The following is a 15,919-nucleotide window of genomic DNA, read 5'->3' as shown; positions in this document are numbered from 1 at the left end:
TGCCAATTCAAAAAACCCCGAAAACCGGGGCCTTGCAGGCCATGGCAACACGGCAATGCCAGAAAAGCGGCAACGGTTTTCCGCCACATGCCGCTTTTCTGCCGCTGCCCCCGCTTACAGGGACACATCTATCTCCTGTGGGAGCGAGCTTGCTCGCGATTGCAGACTGACATTCAACGTCGAAGTCGACTGAACCACCGCCATCGCGAGCAAGCTCGCTCCCACAGGGGCCAGCAGCGTTTGCAAGAAATCGGCAGGCATAAAAAAGGGAGCCCATGAGGACTCCCGTTTTCAATGACGCCGGCAAATTCACTTCGCCTGGTAAATGATCCCCGGGCTGCACTGGACCATCTGGTAATGATCCGGCAAACCGTTCAGCGCTTCGGAAGCACCGAGGAACAGGTACCCCCCCGGCTTCAATGTACTGTGGATACGCAACAGGATGTCCTTCTTCACTTCAGCGGAGAAGTAGATCAACACATTGCGGCAAAACACGATGTCGAACTTGCCCAGGCTCGCGTAGCTGTCCAGCAGGTTGAAGGAACGGAATTCCACCCGGCTCTTGATCGGCGCCTTGATCGCCCAGCGCCCCGGCCCTTTCGGGTCAAAATAACGCTGCAGGCGCTCAGGCGACAGGCCGCGGCCGATGGCCAGGCTGTCGTACTCGCCGGTCTTGCAGTTGTTCAGCATGGTACCGGACAGGTCGGTGGCAACAATCTGTACACCCATCCTCAACTGGCCCAAGTTGACCCGCTCGAACTCGTCGATGGACATCGACAGTGAATACGGTTCCTGGCCCGACGAGCATGCTGCCGACCAGATGCGCAGGCGCTGACCGGGACTGGCCTTAATTGCTTCGGGCAGTACCTTGTTCTTCAAGACTTCAAACGGGTAGGTGTCACGAAACCACAAAGTTTCGTTAGTGGTCATGGCATCCACCACCTGCTCGCGCAAACCGCTGCGCGGCTGGGTCTGCATGCGCTGAACCAGTTCCCCCAAAGACTTGATGCCTTGCTGTTCCATCAGTTTGTTGAGACGGCTGGAGACCAGGTACTGCTTGTTTTCACCGAGCAAAATGCCACAGGCTTTTTCCAGGAACACCCGGAACTGTTCGAAATCCAAATTACCCGTAGACAATGATGCCGCCTCTTAAATCGTGTTGACTGCCAGGGGTGCGAACCCCTAGCTGATATCTGCTGCTTTGATCCGGTCGACTACCCGGGATGCCAGGTCATCAGGACGGAACTTGGCCAGGAAGTCATCGGCACCGACCTTCTTGACCATCGCCTGATTGAATACCCCCGACAATGAAGTATGCAGGATGATATGAAGCTTTTGCATGCGCGGGTCGTTGCGGATTTCCGCCGTCAGGGTGTACCCGTCCATCTCCGGCATCTCGATGTCGGAGATCATCATCAGGAACTCTTCTTCCGGCTTCTTGCCCTCGTCGACCAGTTTGCGCAGGTAGTCCAACGCTTGCCGACCGTCGTTCAACGCCACCACTTCGACGCCGACCGTTTGCAGGCAGCGCGTGACCTGCTTGCGCGCCACCGACGAGTCGTCGACCGTCAGCACGCGCAACGAAAGCGCCTTATGCTGGGTTTCGACATCCACCACACCCACGGAAATCGCTTCCGGCGTCGGCGCCACTTCCGCCAGCACCTTCTCGACGTCGATGATTTCGACCAACTGATTGTCGACCCGCGTCACCGCCGTCAGGTAGTGATCGCGCCCGGTGCCCTTGGGCGGCGGATGGATCTCTTCCCAGTTCATGTTGACGATGCGTTCCACCGAGCGGACCAGGAAACCCTGGGTCTTGGTGTTGTACTCCGTGATGATCACGAAAGGGTTGTTCTTGTCTTTCAACGCGCCGGAACCAGTCGCCATCGCCAGATCAAGGATCGGAATGGTCGCCCCCCGGATGTTCGCCACGCCGCACACGACAGGACTGGATTTGGGCATCAGCGTCAGTTTGGGGCATTGCAGCACCTCCCGAACCTTGAACACGTTGATCCCGTACAGTTGCTGGCCGTCGAGACGGAACAACAACAACTCAAGGCGATTCTGCCCCACCAGTTGCGTGCGCTGGTTTACCGAATCCATTACACCAGCCATGCCAGACTCCTACGCCAACGCCAAGTGTTGTTGCGACGCGCCTTCATCACTAAACGGCACGGCGCTTGCTTTTTTAATCGTTATGAACACAAAACCGACATTTTTTCGACGCCCGACCACACCCTACCGCAAATTGCTCGGCGTGCTGGCGGCTGTTTGCCTGTTCAACGCTGGCAGCCCTGCCCTTGCTGACGCGGTTACCTTGCCTGACATGCTTATCGGCGTCACTCAGGGCTTTCTTGAATTCACCGTAGAAGACTATCTGGCGACCAGTCAAACGGAGGGTCGCTACGAGATCCAGGTCAACCAGCTCGATCCGCGCATGCACATGCCCATGTGCGACAGGGAATTGACAGCAACACTCGAGAGTCCCAAGCCGCTGGGACGGGTTACGGTCAAGGTTCGCTGCGAGGGCGCTTCCCCCTGGACGGTGTTCGTACCCGCTCAAGTCCGCCTGTTTCGCGATGTCGTGACCAGCGCCCGGCCACTGCGCCGTGCCGCCATCGTCGAGCCTGGGGATGTGGTCCTGCGCGAGCGCGATATCAGCCTCATCAGCCAGGGCTACCTGACCGCCCTCGATCAGGCGATCGGGCAGCGGCTGACCCGACCAATGGTCGCCGACCAGGTGATTACCCTGGTGTATATCGAACAGGCCGAAGTCATCCGCAAGGGTGATCAGGTGGTGATAACCGCCCGCAGCGGTACCCTCAGCGTGCGCATGCCGGGCGAAGCCCTGTCAAACGGCAGCCTGAGCGAGCAGATCCGGGTGAAAAACCTCAACTCCCAACGAGTCATCAAGGCGCAGGTCATGGCGCCGGGGCAGGTGGAAGTGTCCATGTAATTCGCTCTGTTCATCAGGATGTGGCGCTTGCCGCAGCTGTTCCCTAGACTGTGCTCCATGCAGGGCATGCGCTGACGCGCGCAAGGTTCATTGATAAATGAGCCTAAAGTTTTCCAGGGAATGGCCGAAACCATGGCAAGCGTCCAAATTCCCAGAGGTTTTTTATCATGGTCATCGATTTCAGCCGTTTGAACAGCTCCTCGTCCCTGACGGGCAGTACACGTACCAGCGCCAGCAAGGAAAGTGCCGAGGCCGGCAAATCCGCGCCGCTGGAGTCCGCGGCCGAACAGGCCGGTACCGTAAAAAGCGGGGAATCGGTTCATCTCAGCGATGAGGCTCAACAGTTGCAGAAGGTCACTGAACAGCTGCGCGATCAGCCTGCCGTCGACAAAGCCCGCGTGGCCGAATTGAAAGCAGCGATTGCCGATGGCAGCTATAAAGTCGACAGCAACCGTGTAGCCAGCAAACTGCTCAACTTCGAAGCCCAGCGCTAGGCCACCGCCGGCGCCAGGCTTTTGGACGCTTAAAACCCAAGGCCAGCCATGCACGACACTCATTTACTGCAACTGATCACCGACGACTTTGCCCCAGCGCAACACCTGCTGGAGTTACTGCAGACCGAATCCCTCGCATTGCATGGCCGCGACATGCCATTGCTCGAGAACATCCTGGCGCAGAAACAGGCATTGGTCGTTTTGCTCGAACAACATGGCCGCAAGCGCAGTGAAATCCTTGCCAGCCTCAACCTGCCGACCAACCGTGGCGGTCTGGAGCAATTGGCCAGCCAGTCGAGCATTGGCGAGCAGCTGCTGGCGCAAAGTGACGTGCTGACCGATCTCCTGGCTCAGTGCAAGGCCATCAACGCCAACAACGGCCAGTCGATCCTCACTCAACAGGCCGCTACAGCCACCCAGCTGAAAATCCTCAACGGCGGTGAAACCCCGGCGCTTTACGATGCCAGCGGAACATTCTCCAAGCTTGCCAAGCCGCGCCCGCTCAGTCAGGCATGAGCCGGTCAATGCCCCCGCTCTATCAAGACGCGCAACATACTGGCAAACTGCTAGCCAGTCGTAGTCAAATTTTGTCTGGAGATTGATTAAACGTGTCCAATGCCTTATCCGTGGATGATGCTCCGCAGCCACCCAAGGTGCTCTCCACGCCCTTGGAAATCTCCAGCAACCTGCGCCAGTTGCTCGAAAGCCATGACCCGCTGATCATCACGTTCCACGAGCGCAGCCAGCGCTTCCAGAGCTACCTGGTGGATCTGGACCGTGACAGCAACATGATTGCCCTGGACGAAATGATTCCCCGTGACGGCGAGCGTTACCTGCTGGCGGGCGAGTCGTTCAGAGTCGAAGGCTTCCACGAAGGCGTACGCATTGCCTGGGAAAGCAACGGCCAGTTGAACATCGACGAGTCCGGTGGCAGCCGTTGCTATCGCGGCCCCATGCCCGATGAAGTGGTGTACCACCAGCGCCGCAATGCCTTCCGCGCCGCGCTGAAGCTGGCACAACTGGTCAACGTCAACCTCGATGGCGAAAAACTCAAGGCGCCAATCAGCGGCAAGCTGCTGGATATTTCCGCCACCGGGTGCAAACTGCGCTTCGACGGCGACATCACCGGCAGCCTGCAACTGGGTCAAGTTTACGACCGCTTCAACGCCGACCTGCCCTTCGGCAAGATGACCGCGCCGGTCGAGTTGCGTTATCTGCACTTCGAAGAAAGGATTTCCACCACCTTTGCCGGCGTTCGCTTCCACAACATGAGCGGGCTGGTGCAGCGTCAGGTCGAACGCTTCGTCTACCAGTTGCAACGCGAAGCGCGTCGCTTCGACAAAGACGACATCTGATAGCGCATCAACAAAAAACGGGCAGTCCCTTGCGGTGACTGCCCGTTTTTTTTTTGCGCCTCGGTTTTAAGGCCTGGCCTCGCTGAAGTTAGGATCCCGCCCCGTATCAGGGTCTTGCGGCGGCTGATCGGTTTCAGTTTCGGTGACAGGTTCTGATTCAGGCTCTGGCCCGGTACTCACCGGACTGTGCATCTGATCCTGCACTACCTGCTCGTCAACACGCGGGTCGAGGCAGGCCACCAGTGGCGAACTCGTCATATTGTCCGGCATGGCCACGTGATGCAGCGGTGCGTCGTCGACCTGATGCAGGTTGGTCACTGCTTTCGGGCGAATCCGCCATACCAGCACCAACGCAAAGAAACTGAAGAACGCATAGAGCATCTGGCTGCCGAACAGCTTCATCAGCACACCTGCCACCAGCGGCCCGATACTCGCACCCACGCCATAGGTGACCAGCAACATCGCCGTCAGGGACACCCTGCGATCGCCTTCGACGTGGTCATTGGAGAACGCCACCGCCAACGGATACAGGCAAAACTGCACCAGCGAACAGAGGAACCCGGCGATGAACAACACCTCCAGCGGCACCTGCGGCATGATCGCCAGCGGCAGTGCAGCCAGTGCTAGGCTGAACGCGAAACTGCGGATCAGCACGGCCCGATCGTAGCGGTCGGACAACCAGCCCAACGGCCACTGCACCAGCAGCCCGGCAAAAATGCAGCTACCCATGAACAGACCGACCTGCTCGGTGGACAACCCTTGCTGCGAGGCATACAGCGGCGCGAGACCGTAGAACGAACCGACGATCAGGCCCGCTCCGAGCACCGTGCTCAGTGACTGCGGCACGCGCTTGATAAAGAACCGTGGTTCCATCGGTGCCGGGTGCAAGGGTGCCGGGTGAATGCGCCGGGTCAGGGCCACGGGTACCAGGCATAGCGCGAAGCACAGGGCGACCAACATCAGCAATTCGAGCCCCAGCCCTGGGTGCATGACCAGAATCAACTGCCCCAGCACCAATCCCAGGTACGAAGCGATCATGTAGCCGCTGAAGACCATGCCGCGCTGATTGGCATCAGCCTGTTCATTGAGCCAGCTCTCGATCACCATGTACTGGCACATCATGCCGAGGCCGACGATCACCCGCAAAAACAGCCAGGCCGGCAACCAGTCCACCAGCCCATGGCCGAGCACCGCCGCGCCAACAATCCCGGCACACGCCGAATAGGCCCGGATATGCCCGACCCGGGCAATCAACCGGTGACCGATCTTGCCGCCCAGCACCAGGCCGAAATAGTTGGCAGCCATCAGCGCACCGACCCACAGACTGTCGACATGGTCGGCAGCCAGGCGCAACGCCAGGTATGTACTCAACAGGCCCGAGCCGATCAACATCATCAGCGAGGCGAAATACAATGCTCGAAAGGATTTCCAGATTTGGCGCATCGGCGTTCCGAGCGGCTCCTTGCAGTGAGAATCGGCTATCGCTAAACGATAGCCGGATGTCGACGGAACGTCAGGCCTGGGCTGCTAAAACACGTCTTTCCCAGGGAGTAATTTCATCATGGAAACTGGTCAGTTCCAGGGTCTTCGAAGCGATGTAGCCTTCGATGAATTCCGCGCCGAACAGTTCCTTGGCCAACTGGCTACGTTTCAGACGCTCAAGTGCCGCATGCAAGGTACACGGCAACGAAAGATTGTCCGGCACTTCGAACTCACCCTGGATCGGCGCGCTCGGCTCCAATGTTTTCTCGATGCCATGCAACCCCGCCGCCAGGCTTGCGGCAATCGCCAGATACGGGTTGGCATCGGCCCCCGGCAAGCGGTTCTCAACCCGACGGGCCACTGGCAAACTGGCCGGAATGCGCAGGCCGGCCGCCCGGTTGTCGTAGGACCAACAGGCATTATTCGGTGAGGCGTAAGGGTGGCACAAGCGCTGATAGGAGTTCACGTTCGGCGCAAACAACGCAGTGAAATCGGCCATGCACGTTTGCTGACCGGCAATGAAGTGACGGAAGGTGGCCGTCTCCTGCCCCGCCTCGTCGCTGAACACGTTACGCCCGGAATCGATCTCGACCACGCTCTGATGGATATGCATCGAACTGCCCGGTGTATGCGCCAACGGCTTGGCCATGCACACTACACTCAGGCTGTGCTTGAGAGCCACTTCCTTGAGCAGGTGCTTGAACAGTAATGTCTGGTCGGCCAGCAACAGCGGATCACCGTGCAGCAGATTGATCTCGAACTGGCTGACACCCATTTCGTGCATGAAAGTATCGCGAGGCAACCCCAACGCAGCCATGCACTCGTAGACTTCATTGAAGAACGGCCGCAAGCCGTTGTTGGAACTGACGCTGAACGCCGACTGACCATCTTCGCGGCGACCGTCCAGCCCCAGTGGCGGTTGAAAAGCCAGGGTCGGATCGGTATTGGGAGCGAAGACAAAAAACTCGAGCTCGGTCGCCACCACAGGCGCCAGGCCGCAGGCCGCGTAACGGGCAATCACCGCCTTGAGCTGACCACGGGTCGACAGGTTGGAGGTGGTGGTGGTGCCCAGTTCATCCGCATCGCAAATGGCCAAGGCCCGCGGTGGATGGCTCCAGGGCAAGCGATGGATTTGTGCAGGGTCCGGGATCAGTGCCAGGTCGCCATCGTCGCTGCCGTAAAACCGCGCCGGCGGATATCCGCCCATGATGCATTGCAGCAGCACGCCCCGCGCCATCTGCAAACGTCGACCGTCGAGAAACCCCTCGGAGGTCATCACTTTGCCCCGTGGTACGCCATTCAAATCCGGCGTGACACATTCAACTTGATCAATGCCCGTCAATCGCTGCGCGAGTGAACTCAGGCCAACGGTCGTCATGACGCTATCCTTGTTATTGTGCGGGCCGCGAACGGCGACCGTACAAAATAGGCTCCACGTGTTCGGAATTTCAAGCAGCGTCGAAAAAAATGCTGTCTGTCAGGGCAGGTAAAGGCGGAACAGTCCACCACCCAACGGCCCGCCATTGCTGATTTCGGTACGCCCACCCACACCGTTGCGTTGATGCAACGCAGCAATTCGTCCTGCAAAGTAGAGGCCCAACCCGGTGCTGCCGGTGCTTTGATTGATGCCCTGCACGTAATCGGCCTGACGCTCGATCATCTGCGCCGGATACCCTTCGCCATCGTCATTGATGGTCAACACCAGTTGCCCGGCTTCGTCGCTGACGCTGATCAACACCGCATGCCGTGCAAAGCGAATGGCGTTGTTGATGCAGTTGGCCAATACCGACGCGATCAACTCACGGTCGAAAAAACCCAGCGGGCTCAGCGGGTCCACTTCATAGGTGGCCATGATCCCGCGGCTGGCGAACACCTCCTGATGACAGGCCAGTTGCGCTTCGATGAAGTCGTCCAGCTCATGATAGGCCGGTTGCAGCGGCATCTGGTTGACGCCGAGCTTGTACAACCCCAACAACTGCACCAGCATGCCGTTGAGGTGGGCGAATTCGAAGTCGATCACGCCCTGCTCCGGCACCTGCCGCGCCGACTCCGGCAATCGCCTCAGCCACTGGCTGTGGGCCTGCATCAGCATGGCCAGCGAGTTCTTCATATCGTGCACGGTCGAGGCGATCACCGTGGAGAAGTCCAGTGCCTGTTCGTTGTCGTTCATTGACCAAACGCCTTGCTTTTCAGCTTCTGGTAGCGCGGATAGCGCGCGTCTGTGTCGGGCATCAGGCCGACCATTTTCAGGCAGCCCCGGCACTCCTCCAGCTCCGCCGAGGGAACGCTGGTATCGGTGCCATGCAACAACGACTGCGCCATGTTCAGGGCGATACTGATGTTCTTCGGTTGCATCGCCAAGGCCCTGCGGAATACCTGCCGGGCCTCTACCAGGTTGCCGGTCTTGTACACGCGCACGCCCTGACGGTTGAGTTCCGCGGCGGCGTTGCCGGAATTGAGGATGCTCGGATCGTCGGTCTGCTTGGCGATGTCCTTCATGACCATCGGATCGTCGCCGTAGATTTCCACGCAGTTTTTCAGCATCGCGGTACCGGCCTCTGTCTGCCCGAGCAGTTTCAGTTGCTTGGCTACCAGCAACGCCGCTTCGGCACTCATGAATTGTTCCATACCGTCCAGACGCAGCAAGGCTTGCTCGGTGAGCTTGTCGGCCGTCTCGGCGTCGTTGAGCAGCAGGCTGGTGGCCTTCATCAGGCGCGCGCGGATTTGCAGGCCCGGATCGGAAGGGTTTTCCTTGGCCACGGCACTCAATGTGGTGTTGATTTCCAGGCGGGTCCGCGTGTCCAGCCCCCTCTCGCTGCCCTTGCTGATCAATGCATGGGCCAGGCCGAGGTTGCTCTCGGCATCCTTGAACCGCGACTGGGCGCCCTGGCTCACAGCCTGACGATAGGCCTTGGCCGCCGTGTCGAAGTCCTCGTTGGTCATCGCCAGCTTACCGAGCATCGCCTGGCGACGCACCGCCAGCGGCGACAGGCGAATTGCCTCTTCCAGGACGCGCTGCGCCCCCTTGGTGTCCCCTTCGGCGACCAATACATCCGCCATGCCGTCATACAGCGACGGCATCATCGGAAAGACTTTCAGGGCTTTCTCATAAATGCCCTTGGCCTGCCCGACCTGACCGCGCTTGAACAGCAGCTTGCCCAGCCCCGCAAACGCCCATGGCAACGGGCGGTCGGCGATGATGCCATCGTAGAGGCGCTCCAGCGCTTCGTTCTGATTCAGATCGCGCAGGGCATCGGCGCGATAGCGCAGGCACAACGGCGAGTAACGAATATCTTGTTTGCACAGGGCGATACAGGCGTTGAGCACCTCCATCGGCTTGCCCCGGTCGAGGGCCTGCAGGATCGGCTTGAGCAGAGTCTTGCGCTGTTCCAGGCGCTCCAGGCGCTGGGCCAGGCTGGAACGGTTGAACGGTTTGGTCAGGTAGGCATCGGGCTCATGCTCCAATGCACTGAGCACCATGGCCTGGCTGGTTTCGGCAGTGACCATGACGAACACCGCTTCATGGCTGATCAGCTTTTCTTCCATCAGGTCTTCGAGCACCTGCTGGCCGTTCTTCTTGCCGTCACCCAGGTGAAAGTCCTGCAGAATGAAGTCGTAGGCCTTCTGCGAGCACATTTTCAGCGCCTGCTCACCGGTATCGGCAGTGTCCACTTCCTTGACGCCCAGTTCGCGCAACATCGACCTGACCGAACTGCGGAAGTCCGAGAAATCATCGACGATCAGAAAACGCTTTTGGTGATACGACAGCATCGAAGATTTCCAGGCAATTTAAGAAGAAGAACCCAAAGACAAATACACGGACGGACTCAGCTTCGCAGCCCCTTTTTTGGCGCGCAGATGATAACGGGTGGCACTAGGCTATCAAACACCTTCTCATAGACAGTGCACCCCATGGCGACCGCAAGAGACGAACAAGTCCCTGACTGCCCGTGTTATCGGCCAGCCATGGCATTCCCTTGAGAACCTTCCCCCAACGCCAATTCTGAATAGGTGTAGGCCCTACTGAAAACGAGACCTCGCGCACAAATAAAGTGCTGGTACAGGAACATCAGCGATACATGAACGCCCGCAAATGCCAGCGGCTGACCAATAGGCGTCGCCGATAAATTGACTACGCTGATATTAGTGCTCCCAAGTAAACACCACTCGTCGATTAATTGACGAACGCAATCAGAATCACACCTTGGCCATTGGCCACCCATGGCGAGCCTAATAGCTTGATTTTCGAGGTTTACTCCCTTCCTTGATTACATCGGTCAGGCCTGTCCGCACCGGACTTGTATCGAGGACTGACGGATGGACAGGTTGGCAGCGCTCCGGGCTGACCTAGAATCAGTTGAGAGGCGGGAGGGAGTACATCATCATGCGTAAACCACTGATAATTATTTGTATTGAACTTCTCTCCCGGGCTTTGCCTGCCCTCTGGAAAAGTTCGCCCCGCGTGCCAGTGCTGTTTATGGAAATGGCCCCCGGGTCGCTGGTTACCAATGCCTGGGCGGGCATCATCACGGCCTCCCGGCGTTCGAATCCTTCCTTCAATCGCTGCGCCCCCGTGAGCAAGTTGCTGACCCGGGAAGGCCAGCGAATGGAGGCCATCATCGGTTTTTCAAGGAGGTCAGGAAGATCATGACTGACCAAAACGAACCAATTGGCGTGATGTTGATCGATTGCCGCCCCCTCGTACTCAAGGGCCTTCACGACTTGATCAATGCCAGAATGCCCCAGATGGAAGTGACAGGACAGGCCACCACCTATACCCAGGCGCTGGATCTTGCCGACCAGCTGCGGCCCGATGTCATTTTTTTCAGTTTCTTTCCGGATGCGCTGAACCCTCTGGATGTCGTCGCAGGACTCACCCGTAGAGCCGAAATAAAACTGTTGCTGCTCAAGGGCCTGTACGAAGTCGTCCCCGTTGCCCAGGCGATAGAGGCTGGCGCTCGCGGCATCGTCCTGGCGGAAGATCCGACGGAATCGATCATCCAGGCCATCCTCAAGGTCCACCATAGCGACATCGCAATGGATAGAGCATGGGCTGGCGGCCTTTCAGGCTATGCCGCGTCCGGACATACACCCGTGAAATGCAATCTGGAACGGGCGAAACAGGCGCGGTTGACTCTGCGCGAGAGAGAACTGATTCGCGCCATCGTGGGCGAACCGTCCGCAAAATATGTAAGCATCGCCGGGAGCCTGGGGATCAGCGAGCACACCGTGCACAACCACCTCAGCAACATCTATCAAAAGCTAAATCTCATCAACCGCATCGACTTGTTGATGTATGCGCTCAAACACGGGCTCACCAACGAAGCACCGACCGAGTCCGCCTGGGTAGAGCTGGATTGAATTTCAAGTCGATAGAAGACGGTCTGTCCCTCACTTTTTCAGGGGCTAGGTCGTCACCGTTTCGCCGTCCTTGCCAGTGGCCTGGGACCGAGTGCCCATAATACTGAGGTCGTTCTCGGTAAATCCTGCCGCACCAACCCGTACCTGCTCCCCGCGCACTTCCAGACGGGATGGGAGATACAGTCTAGTTGGGAGAGGAGACGGGAAGGCGCGAAGGCAGAGTTGAAGTCTTCGATAAATCCAAGACGCCTGAATTTGCAGAACGTTATCTACAAGTCGTGAAAGGAAGCGTTGAAACAGGCGGGGGGAGCTGAAAAATATGGTGTCCCAGGGCAGGTTCGAACTGCCAACCTTCCCCTTAGGAGGGGGATGCTCTATCCAATTGAGCTACTGAGACACAGGTCGACCGCGACGATACGCAGTGCGATGGACGGCGTGCATGTTAACGGCCGGGCTGGCTTTTGTCATGTCGTCCGTAGGCTTTTTAAGTGTAGGCAGACGCCTCGGCCGGGCGCGGACTTGTTTACCATGCAAATTGCATCACTGCAAAAAGCCATCATTGCAAAATGCAATATGGTGCTTTACCAAAAATAACTTAATTCATTGTTTTTAAAGAATTTAATTATCGATAGACTCTGGCATGCGAGCTGCTTCTGCTGTTCTCACAGAACAACCGAGGCCCGCCCCATGAAGAGCGCCCTTTCACTCTTGCCTGCAATCGCACTGGTGGTTTTAGCGGGCGTTCATTTTGTTCCCCAGACCAGCGCTACGCAGGTTGCCCAACGTAAGCCGCATTACCTTCAGTTGCAGAAGGCGCCGCAGCTGGCAGTGACGAGCGACAGGCATAGCCTTGTCAGCCAGGAGATCGGCCAGGAAAACATCCTGGTGCCAGCTCCGTCTGCCGAACGTTTGGTATTTTGAATGATCTTTAGCAGGAGCACAGCATGTCCAGATCAGCCGCGAGTTTCTTCATCCTCGCCTTGTTGAGCGGCATTTTCCATCTGTCATTGACCCAGGACATGATCGTCACTCTCCCCCTGATCGCCTGTGGCGTATTCAGCGCGCTGTTCGTGCTCGCATTGATCGCCGGACGCAAGATCAAGTTTGATCCGGTACTGCGTTGATCCTGACATGGCAGACCCGCTGCAAGGGCCTGCCATCCATCTTGAATTCACCCCATCTATACGACCACTGCTAGTAAATCGGCAATTTGCCACTATCCTATAAAAGAGAAGGAACAGGGTTCGAGTTCACTTTTTCCTACCCACCGGAAACCTTTCGTCGGGTGGAGAAAGCAATAAGCGATACGGCCTGGTCGAACTTTTCAAACCAGTCCGCATTTCTGATAATTGGTGCTGGCAGAACGCCTTTATCCAGTTCAATATTTGTCACATAATTGGCGCCAAGGATCTGGCTGCTTTGAGGCATGATGCGCGCCTCTATCAATTCAGGTTGAACATTTGGTCAGAGCGCTTGTCCTACCAGACATCCTGCGGCCAATCCCGAAAACCGCTCCCCTGAACTAACCGGTTAAATATATGCGCCCATTGAAACAGGCAATTTATTCCAGCCGTACGGCTGACAAGTTCGTCGTACGTCTGCCAGACGGAATGCGTGAACGCATTGCCGAGGTGGCTCGCAATCATCATCGCAGCATGAACTCCGAAATCATTGCGCGCCTTGAGCAGAGTCTTATTCAGGAAGGTGCACTGGGAGAAGAGCTGAGCATGCGCCTGGACAGCCCGGAGCTTTCCTTGCACGAACGGGAGTTGCTACAGCGCTTCCGCCAGCTCTCCCATCGACAGCAGAACGCCCTGGTTTCGCTGATCGCCCATGACGCTGAAATGACCGCCGACGCCTCCTGATTCAGCCAGTAAGCCAAAGCCAGCCTGATCGCTGGCTTTTTTTTGCCTGAAATCCGGGCACAAAAAAACCCGCCAAAGACGGGTTTTCGATGAACGAGGCTTCAGAGCAGGAAGATTGTCGCCAACCCCAGGAAGATGAAGAAGCCGCCGCTGTCGGTCATGGCCGTGATCATCACGCTGGCCCCCATCGCCGGGTCGCGCCCCATCTTCGCCAGTGTCATTGGGATCAAAACCCCCATCAACGCCGCCAGTAACAAGTTGAGCGTCATCGCGGCGGTCATTACCACGCCCAAAGACCAACTGCCATAGAGCAGGTAGGCAACCACACCGATCACCCCACCCCAGATCACGCCGTTGATCAGCGCTACCGCCAACTCCTTGCGCATCAGGCGCGAGGTATTGCCAGTGCTCACCTGGTCCAGCGCCATGGCCCGAACAATCATGGTGATGGTCTGGTTACCCGAGTTACCACCGATCCCCGCCACGATCGGCATCAACGCCGCAAGCGCCACGAGCTTCTCGATCGAACCTTCAAACAATCCGATGACCCGAGAAGCCACGAACGCGGTAATCAGGTTGATCGCCAGCCAGGCCCAACGGTTACGCAGGGATTTCCAGACCGACGCAAAAATGTCTTCTTCTTCACGCAGACCCGCCATGTTGAGAACTTCGCTTTCGCTCTCTTCACGGATCAGGTCGACCATTTCATCGATAGTCAGACGGCCGATCAGCTTGCCGTTCTTGTCGACTACAGGTGCGGAGATCAAGTCATAACGCTCGAATGCCTGGGCGGCATCGTAGGCGTCTTCGTCCGGGTGGAAACTCACCGGATCGCTAGCCATCACCTCGGAAACCTGTTTGTCCGGATCGTTGACCAGCAAACGCTTGATCGGCAATACGCCCTTGAGCACGCCGTCGTAATCGACCACGAACAGCTTGTCGGTGTGGCCCGGCAACTCCTTGAGACGGCGCAGATAACGCAAGACCACTTCAAGGCTGACATCCTCACGGATGGTCACCATCTCGAAGTCCATCAGCGCACCGACCTGCTCCTCGTCATAGGACAGAGCCGAACGCACGCGCTCGCGCTGTTGCTGGTCGAGGGTCTCCATGAGCTCATGGACGACGTCTCGCGGCAGCTCGGAGGCCAGGTCAGCGAGTTCGTCGGCATCCATGTCCTTGGCAGCAGCCAGGAGCTCGTGATCGTCCATGTCGGCGATCAGTGATTCACGGACCGAATCGGATACTTCAAGAAGGATGTCGCCGTCGCGATCGGCCTTGACCAGTTGCCAGAGCGTCAGACGATCGTCCAGCGGTAAGGCTTCAAGGATGTAGGCGACGTCGGCGGAGTGCAGGTCATCGAGTTTGCGTTGCAACTCGACGAGGTTCTGCCGGTGGACCAGGTTCTCGACCCGGTCATGATGCGGGCCTTCCTGGCGGTGAGTCAGGTCTTCTACAACTCGCTGGCGCTGCAGCAACTCAACCACCTGAGCCAGGCGATCCTGCAAGCTTTCCTGCGTTTTCTTTACTTCAACTTCGGACATAGGCGAACTCCACTCCCAGCAGCGGGGCACGCCGGAAGGATCAATCAGTCAATTCATGATTGGTGAAACGGGGTACTGAGTAACTACTGGGTAAGTCCATGGAGGTATTCCACAAGCCCCGGCGGGGCTGACGGGCGCAATGATACACCGCCTGACGGTTTTAAACGTTAAAAAATCTCGGCTGAAACAAGCGCTTGCACAACAAACCTGAGCATCGGCCTGATCCATGAAAATGCGACGACGTATTCCGAAAAGAAAACACACCCCCCTTCGAAAATTGTAGCCGCTACCCTTGAAAAGGAACGTCACGGAGGACGCCTGATGCCATTAGCTGCAAATTTCTTTTTGGTTTTCACTCTGCTTAGCCCCCTGCCCTTGGCGGCCGCCACCACCGTGCAGCGCTGTGAGGCTGCCAATGGGCGCATTACCTTCACCACATTGGGTTGTGCCACGGGAGAGAATGTTTCACTTCAGGACGCCCGTGCCTTTACACCTGGCAGCACGATCGCGCTTATGCCGCCAGCCGAGCTCCGCGAAACATCAGGTATGAAAATCCGAAGCAGAGAGCCGACCGTGGTTGGTCAGGCGCAGGACAAGTGTGGAAACCTGATCAATGCCAGAGAGCGCCGGGAGGCAATCATCAATCAGCGAGTGATCGCCGGCATGAGCCAGCAAGACGTCGAAAGCGCCCTCGGCAAACCAGACAAGATCAGTATTCGAAATTCAGCCACGAGCTACCGCTACGACACTCTGCGAGGTCGCAGTGCACAGGTGGAGTTCGACGAGAGGGGATGCACGAAAGGAAAAGCCAAATCCCGGACGGCAAAAAGCCCGCATTAAATGCGGGCTTTCTGTTGTATGG

General features: G+C 57.7%; 18 protein-coding genes and 1 tRNA gene. 10 read left to right on the top strand and 9 right to left on the bottom strand.

Going from position 1 to position 15,919, the window contains the following annotated elements:
* Positions 1-309: 309 nt before the first annotated feature.
* Together cheR and AC3WTM_RS05040 are read right to left on the bottom strand one after the other, a co-directional pair.
* On the bottom strand, positions 310-1,137 hold the full coding sequence (cheR, locus tag AC3WTM_RS05045) for a protein-glutamate O-methyltransferase CheR (RefSeq protein ID WP_007994597.1): 828 nt from the start codon (positions 1,135-1,137) through the stop codon (positions 310-312).
* A 45-nt stretch (positions 1,138-1,182) separates the two neighbouring features.
* The gene (locus AC3WTM_RS05040) at positions 1,183-2,115 is read right to left on the bottom strand and encodes a chemotaxis protein CheV (RefSeq protein ID WP_007980130.1); all 933 of its coding nucleotides are present in this window, start codon (positions 2,113-2,115) and stop codon (positions 1,183-1,185) included.
* Between the two features lie 82 nt (positions 2,116-2,197).
* On the opposite strand from AC3WTM_RS05040, the gene flgA reads away from it, so the two are divergent.
* The 4 genes from flgA to AC3WTM_RS05020 all read left to right on the top strand — a co-directional run bounded on the left by flgA (position 2,198) and on the right by AC3WTM_RS05020 (position 4,805).
* Complete coding sequence (gene flgA, locus AC3WTM_RS05035; protein WP_102669969.1) at positions 2,198-2,956, top strand: flagellar basal body P-ring formation chaperone FlgA; 759 nt, start codon at positions 2,198-2,200, stop codon at positions 2,954-2,956.
* A 167-nt stretch (positions 2,957-3,123) separates the two neighbouring features.
* Positions 3,124-3,450, top strand: coding sequence for a flagellar biosynthesis anti-sigma factor FlgM (gene flgM, locus AC3WTM_RS05030; RefSeq protein ID WP_057713629.1), 327 nt, complete (start codon positions 3,124-3,126; stop codon positions 3,448-3,450).
* Positions 3,451-3,498: 48 nt separating this feature from the next.
* Positions 3,499-3,966, top strand: coding sequence for a flagella synthesis protein FlgN (locus AC3WTM_RS05025; RefSeq protein WP_102669970.1), 468 nt, complete (start codon positions 3,499-3,501; stop codon positions 3,964-3,966).
* A gap of 92 nt (positions 3,967-4,058) precedes the next feature.
* Complete coding sequence (locus tag AC3WTM_RS05020) at positions 4,059-4,805, top strand: flagellar brake protein (protein WP_102669971.1); 747 nt, start codon at positions 4,059-4,061, stop codon at positions 4,803-4,805.
* A 66-nt stretch (positions 4,806-4,871) separates the two neighbouring features.
* Here the strand turns inward: AC3WTM_RS05020 and AC3WTM_RS05015 are convergent, their stop codons facing one another.
* The 4 genes from AC3WTM_RS05015 to AC3WTM_RS05000 form a co-directional block, all read right to left on the bottom strand.
* Positions 4,872-6,248, bottom strand: coding sequence for an MFS transporter (locus AC3WTM_RS05015; protein WP_102669972.1), 1,377 nt, complete (start codon positions 6,246-6,248; stop codon positions 4,872-4,874).
* Positions 6,249-6,318: 70 nt separating this feature from the next.
* The gene (locus tag AC3WTM_RS05010) at positions 6,319-7,563 is read right to left on the bottom strand and encodes a glutamine synthetase family protein (protein WP_173677938.1); all 1,245 of its coding nucleotides are present in this window, start codon (positions 7,561-7,563) and stop codon (positions 6,319-6,321) included.
* Between the two features lie 201 nt (positions 7,564-7,764).
* Positions 7,765-8,457, bottom strand: coding sequence for a sensor histidine kinase (locus AC3WTM_RS05005; protein ID WP_102669974.1), 693 nt, complete (start codon positions 8,455-8,457; stop codon positions 7,765-7,767).
* Positions 8,454-10,058: a tetratricopeptide repeat-containing response regulator gene (locus AC3WTM_RS05000; RefSeq protein WP_102669975.1), complete on the bottom strand. Its 1,605-nt coding sequence runs from the start codon at positions 10,056-10,058 to the stop codon at positions 8,454-8,456. Before AC3WTM_RS05000 ends, AC3WTM_RS05005 begins: the two co-directional genes overlap by 4 nt.
* A gap of 613 nt (positions 10,059-10,671) precedes the next feature.
* Here AC3WTM_RS05000 and AC3WTM_RS04995 point away from each other — a divergent pair.
* Positions 10,672-10,938, top strand: coding sequence for a hypothetical protein (locus AC3WTM_RS04995; RefSeq protein ID WP_102669976.1), 267 nt, complete (start codon positions 10,672-10,674; stop codon positions 10,936-10,938).
* Positions 10,935-11,648 (top strand): response regulator transcription factor, encoded by a 714-nt coding sequence (locus AC3WTM_RS04990; protein WP_102669977.1) that lies wholly within the window; start codon positions 10,935-10,937, stop codon positions 11,646-11,648. Before AC3WTM_RS04995 ends, AC3WTM_RS04990 begins: the two co-directional genes overlap by 4 nt.
* A gap of 320 nt (positions 11,649-11,968) precedes the next feature.
* On the opposite strand, the gene AC3WTM_RS04985 is transcribed toward AC3WTM_RS04990, so the two are convergent.
* A tRNA-Arg gene (locus AC3WTM_RS04985) sits at positions 11,969-12,045 on the bottom strand.
* Between the two features lie 290 nt (positions 12,046-12,335).
* On the opposite strand from AC3WTM_RS04985, the gene AC3WTM_RS04980 reads away from it, so the two are divergent.
* Together AC3WTM_RS04980 and AC3WTM_RS04975 are read left to right on the top strand one after the other, a co-directional pair.
* Positions 12,336-12,569, top strand: coding sequence for a hypothetical protein (locus AC3WTM_RS04980; RefSeq protein ID WP_102669979.1), 234 nt, complete (start codon positions 12,336-12,338; stop codon positions 12,567-12,569).
* A gap of 23 nt (positions 12,570-12,592) precedes the next feature.
* Entirely contained in the window at positions 12,593-12,772 is a 180-nt protein-coding gene (locus AC3WTM_RS04975) for a PA3371 family protein (RefSeq protein WP_102669980.1), read from the top strand.
* A gap of 136 nt (positions 12,773-12,908) precedes the next feature.
* Here AC3WTM_RS04975 and AC3WTM_RS04970 read toward each other — a convergent pair whose 3' ends face one another.
* Positions 12,909-13,076, bottom strand: a complete 168-nt coding sequence (locus AC3WTM_RS04970; RefSeq protein WP_173677936.1) for a hypothetical protein — start codon at positions 13,074-13,076, stop codon at positions 12,909-12,911.
* Between the two features lie 110 nt (positions 13,077-13,186).
* On the opposite strand from AC3WTM_RS04970, the gene AC3WTM_RS04965 reads away from it, so the two are divergent.
* Positions 13,187-13,513: an Arc family DNA-binding protein gene (locus AC3WTM_RS04965; RefSeq protein ID WP_008066583.1), complete on the top strand. Its 327-nt coding sequence runs from the start codon at positions 13,187-13,189 to the stop codon at positions 13,511-13,513.
* A gap of 101 nt (positions 13,514-13,614) precedes the next feature.
* On the opposite strand, the gene mgtE is transcribed toward AC3WTM_RS04965, so the two are convergent.
* Complete coding sequence (gene mgtE / locus AC3WTM_RS04960; protein ID WP_007971042.1) at positions 13,615-15,057, bottom strand: magnesium transporter; 1,443 nt, start codon at positions 15,055-15,057, stop codon at positions 13,615-13,617.
* Positions 15,058-15,378: 321 nt separating this feature from the next.
* Here mgtE and AC3WTM_RS04955 point away from each other — a divergent pair, with 321 nt between their 5' ends.
* Positions 15,379-15,897 carry a cell envelope protein SmpA gene (locus AC3WTM_RS04955; RefSeq protein WP_102669981.1) on the top strand — a complete coding sequence of 173 codons (519 nt, stop codon included), beginning with the start codon at positions 15,379-15,381 and terminating at the stop codon, positions 15,895-15,897.
* The last annotated feature ends 22 nt before the right edge of the window (positions 15,898-15,919 follow it).

Source organism: Pseudomonas sp. EU05-FHT14B02 (assembly GCF_058791055.1).
The sequence above is the reverse complement of the archived record's forward strand: the minus strand, read 5'-3'. Positions and strand labels throughout refer to the sequence as shown.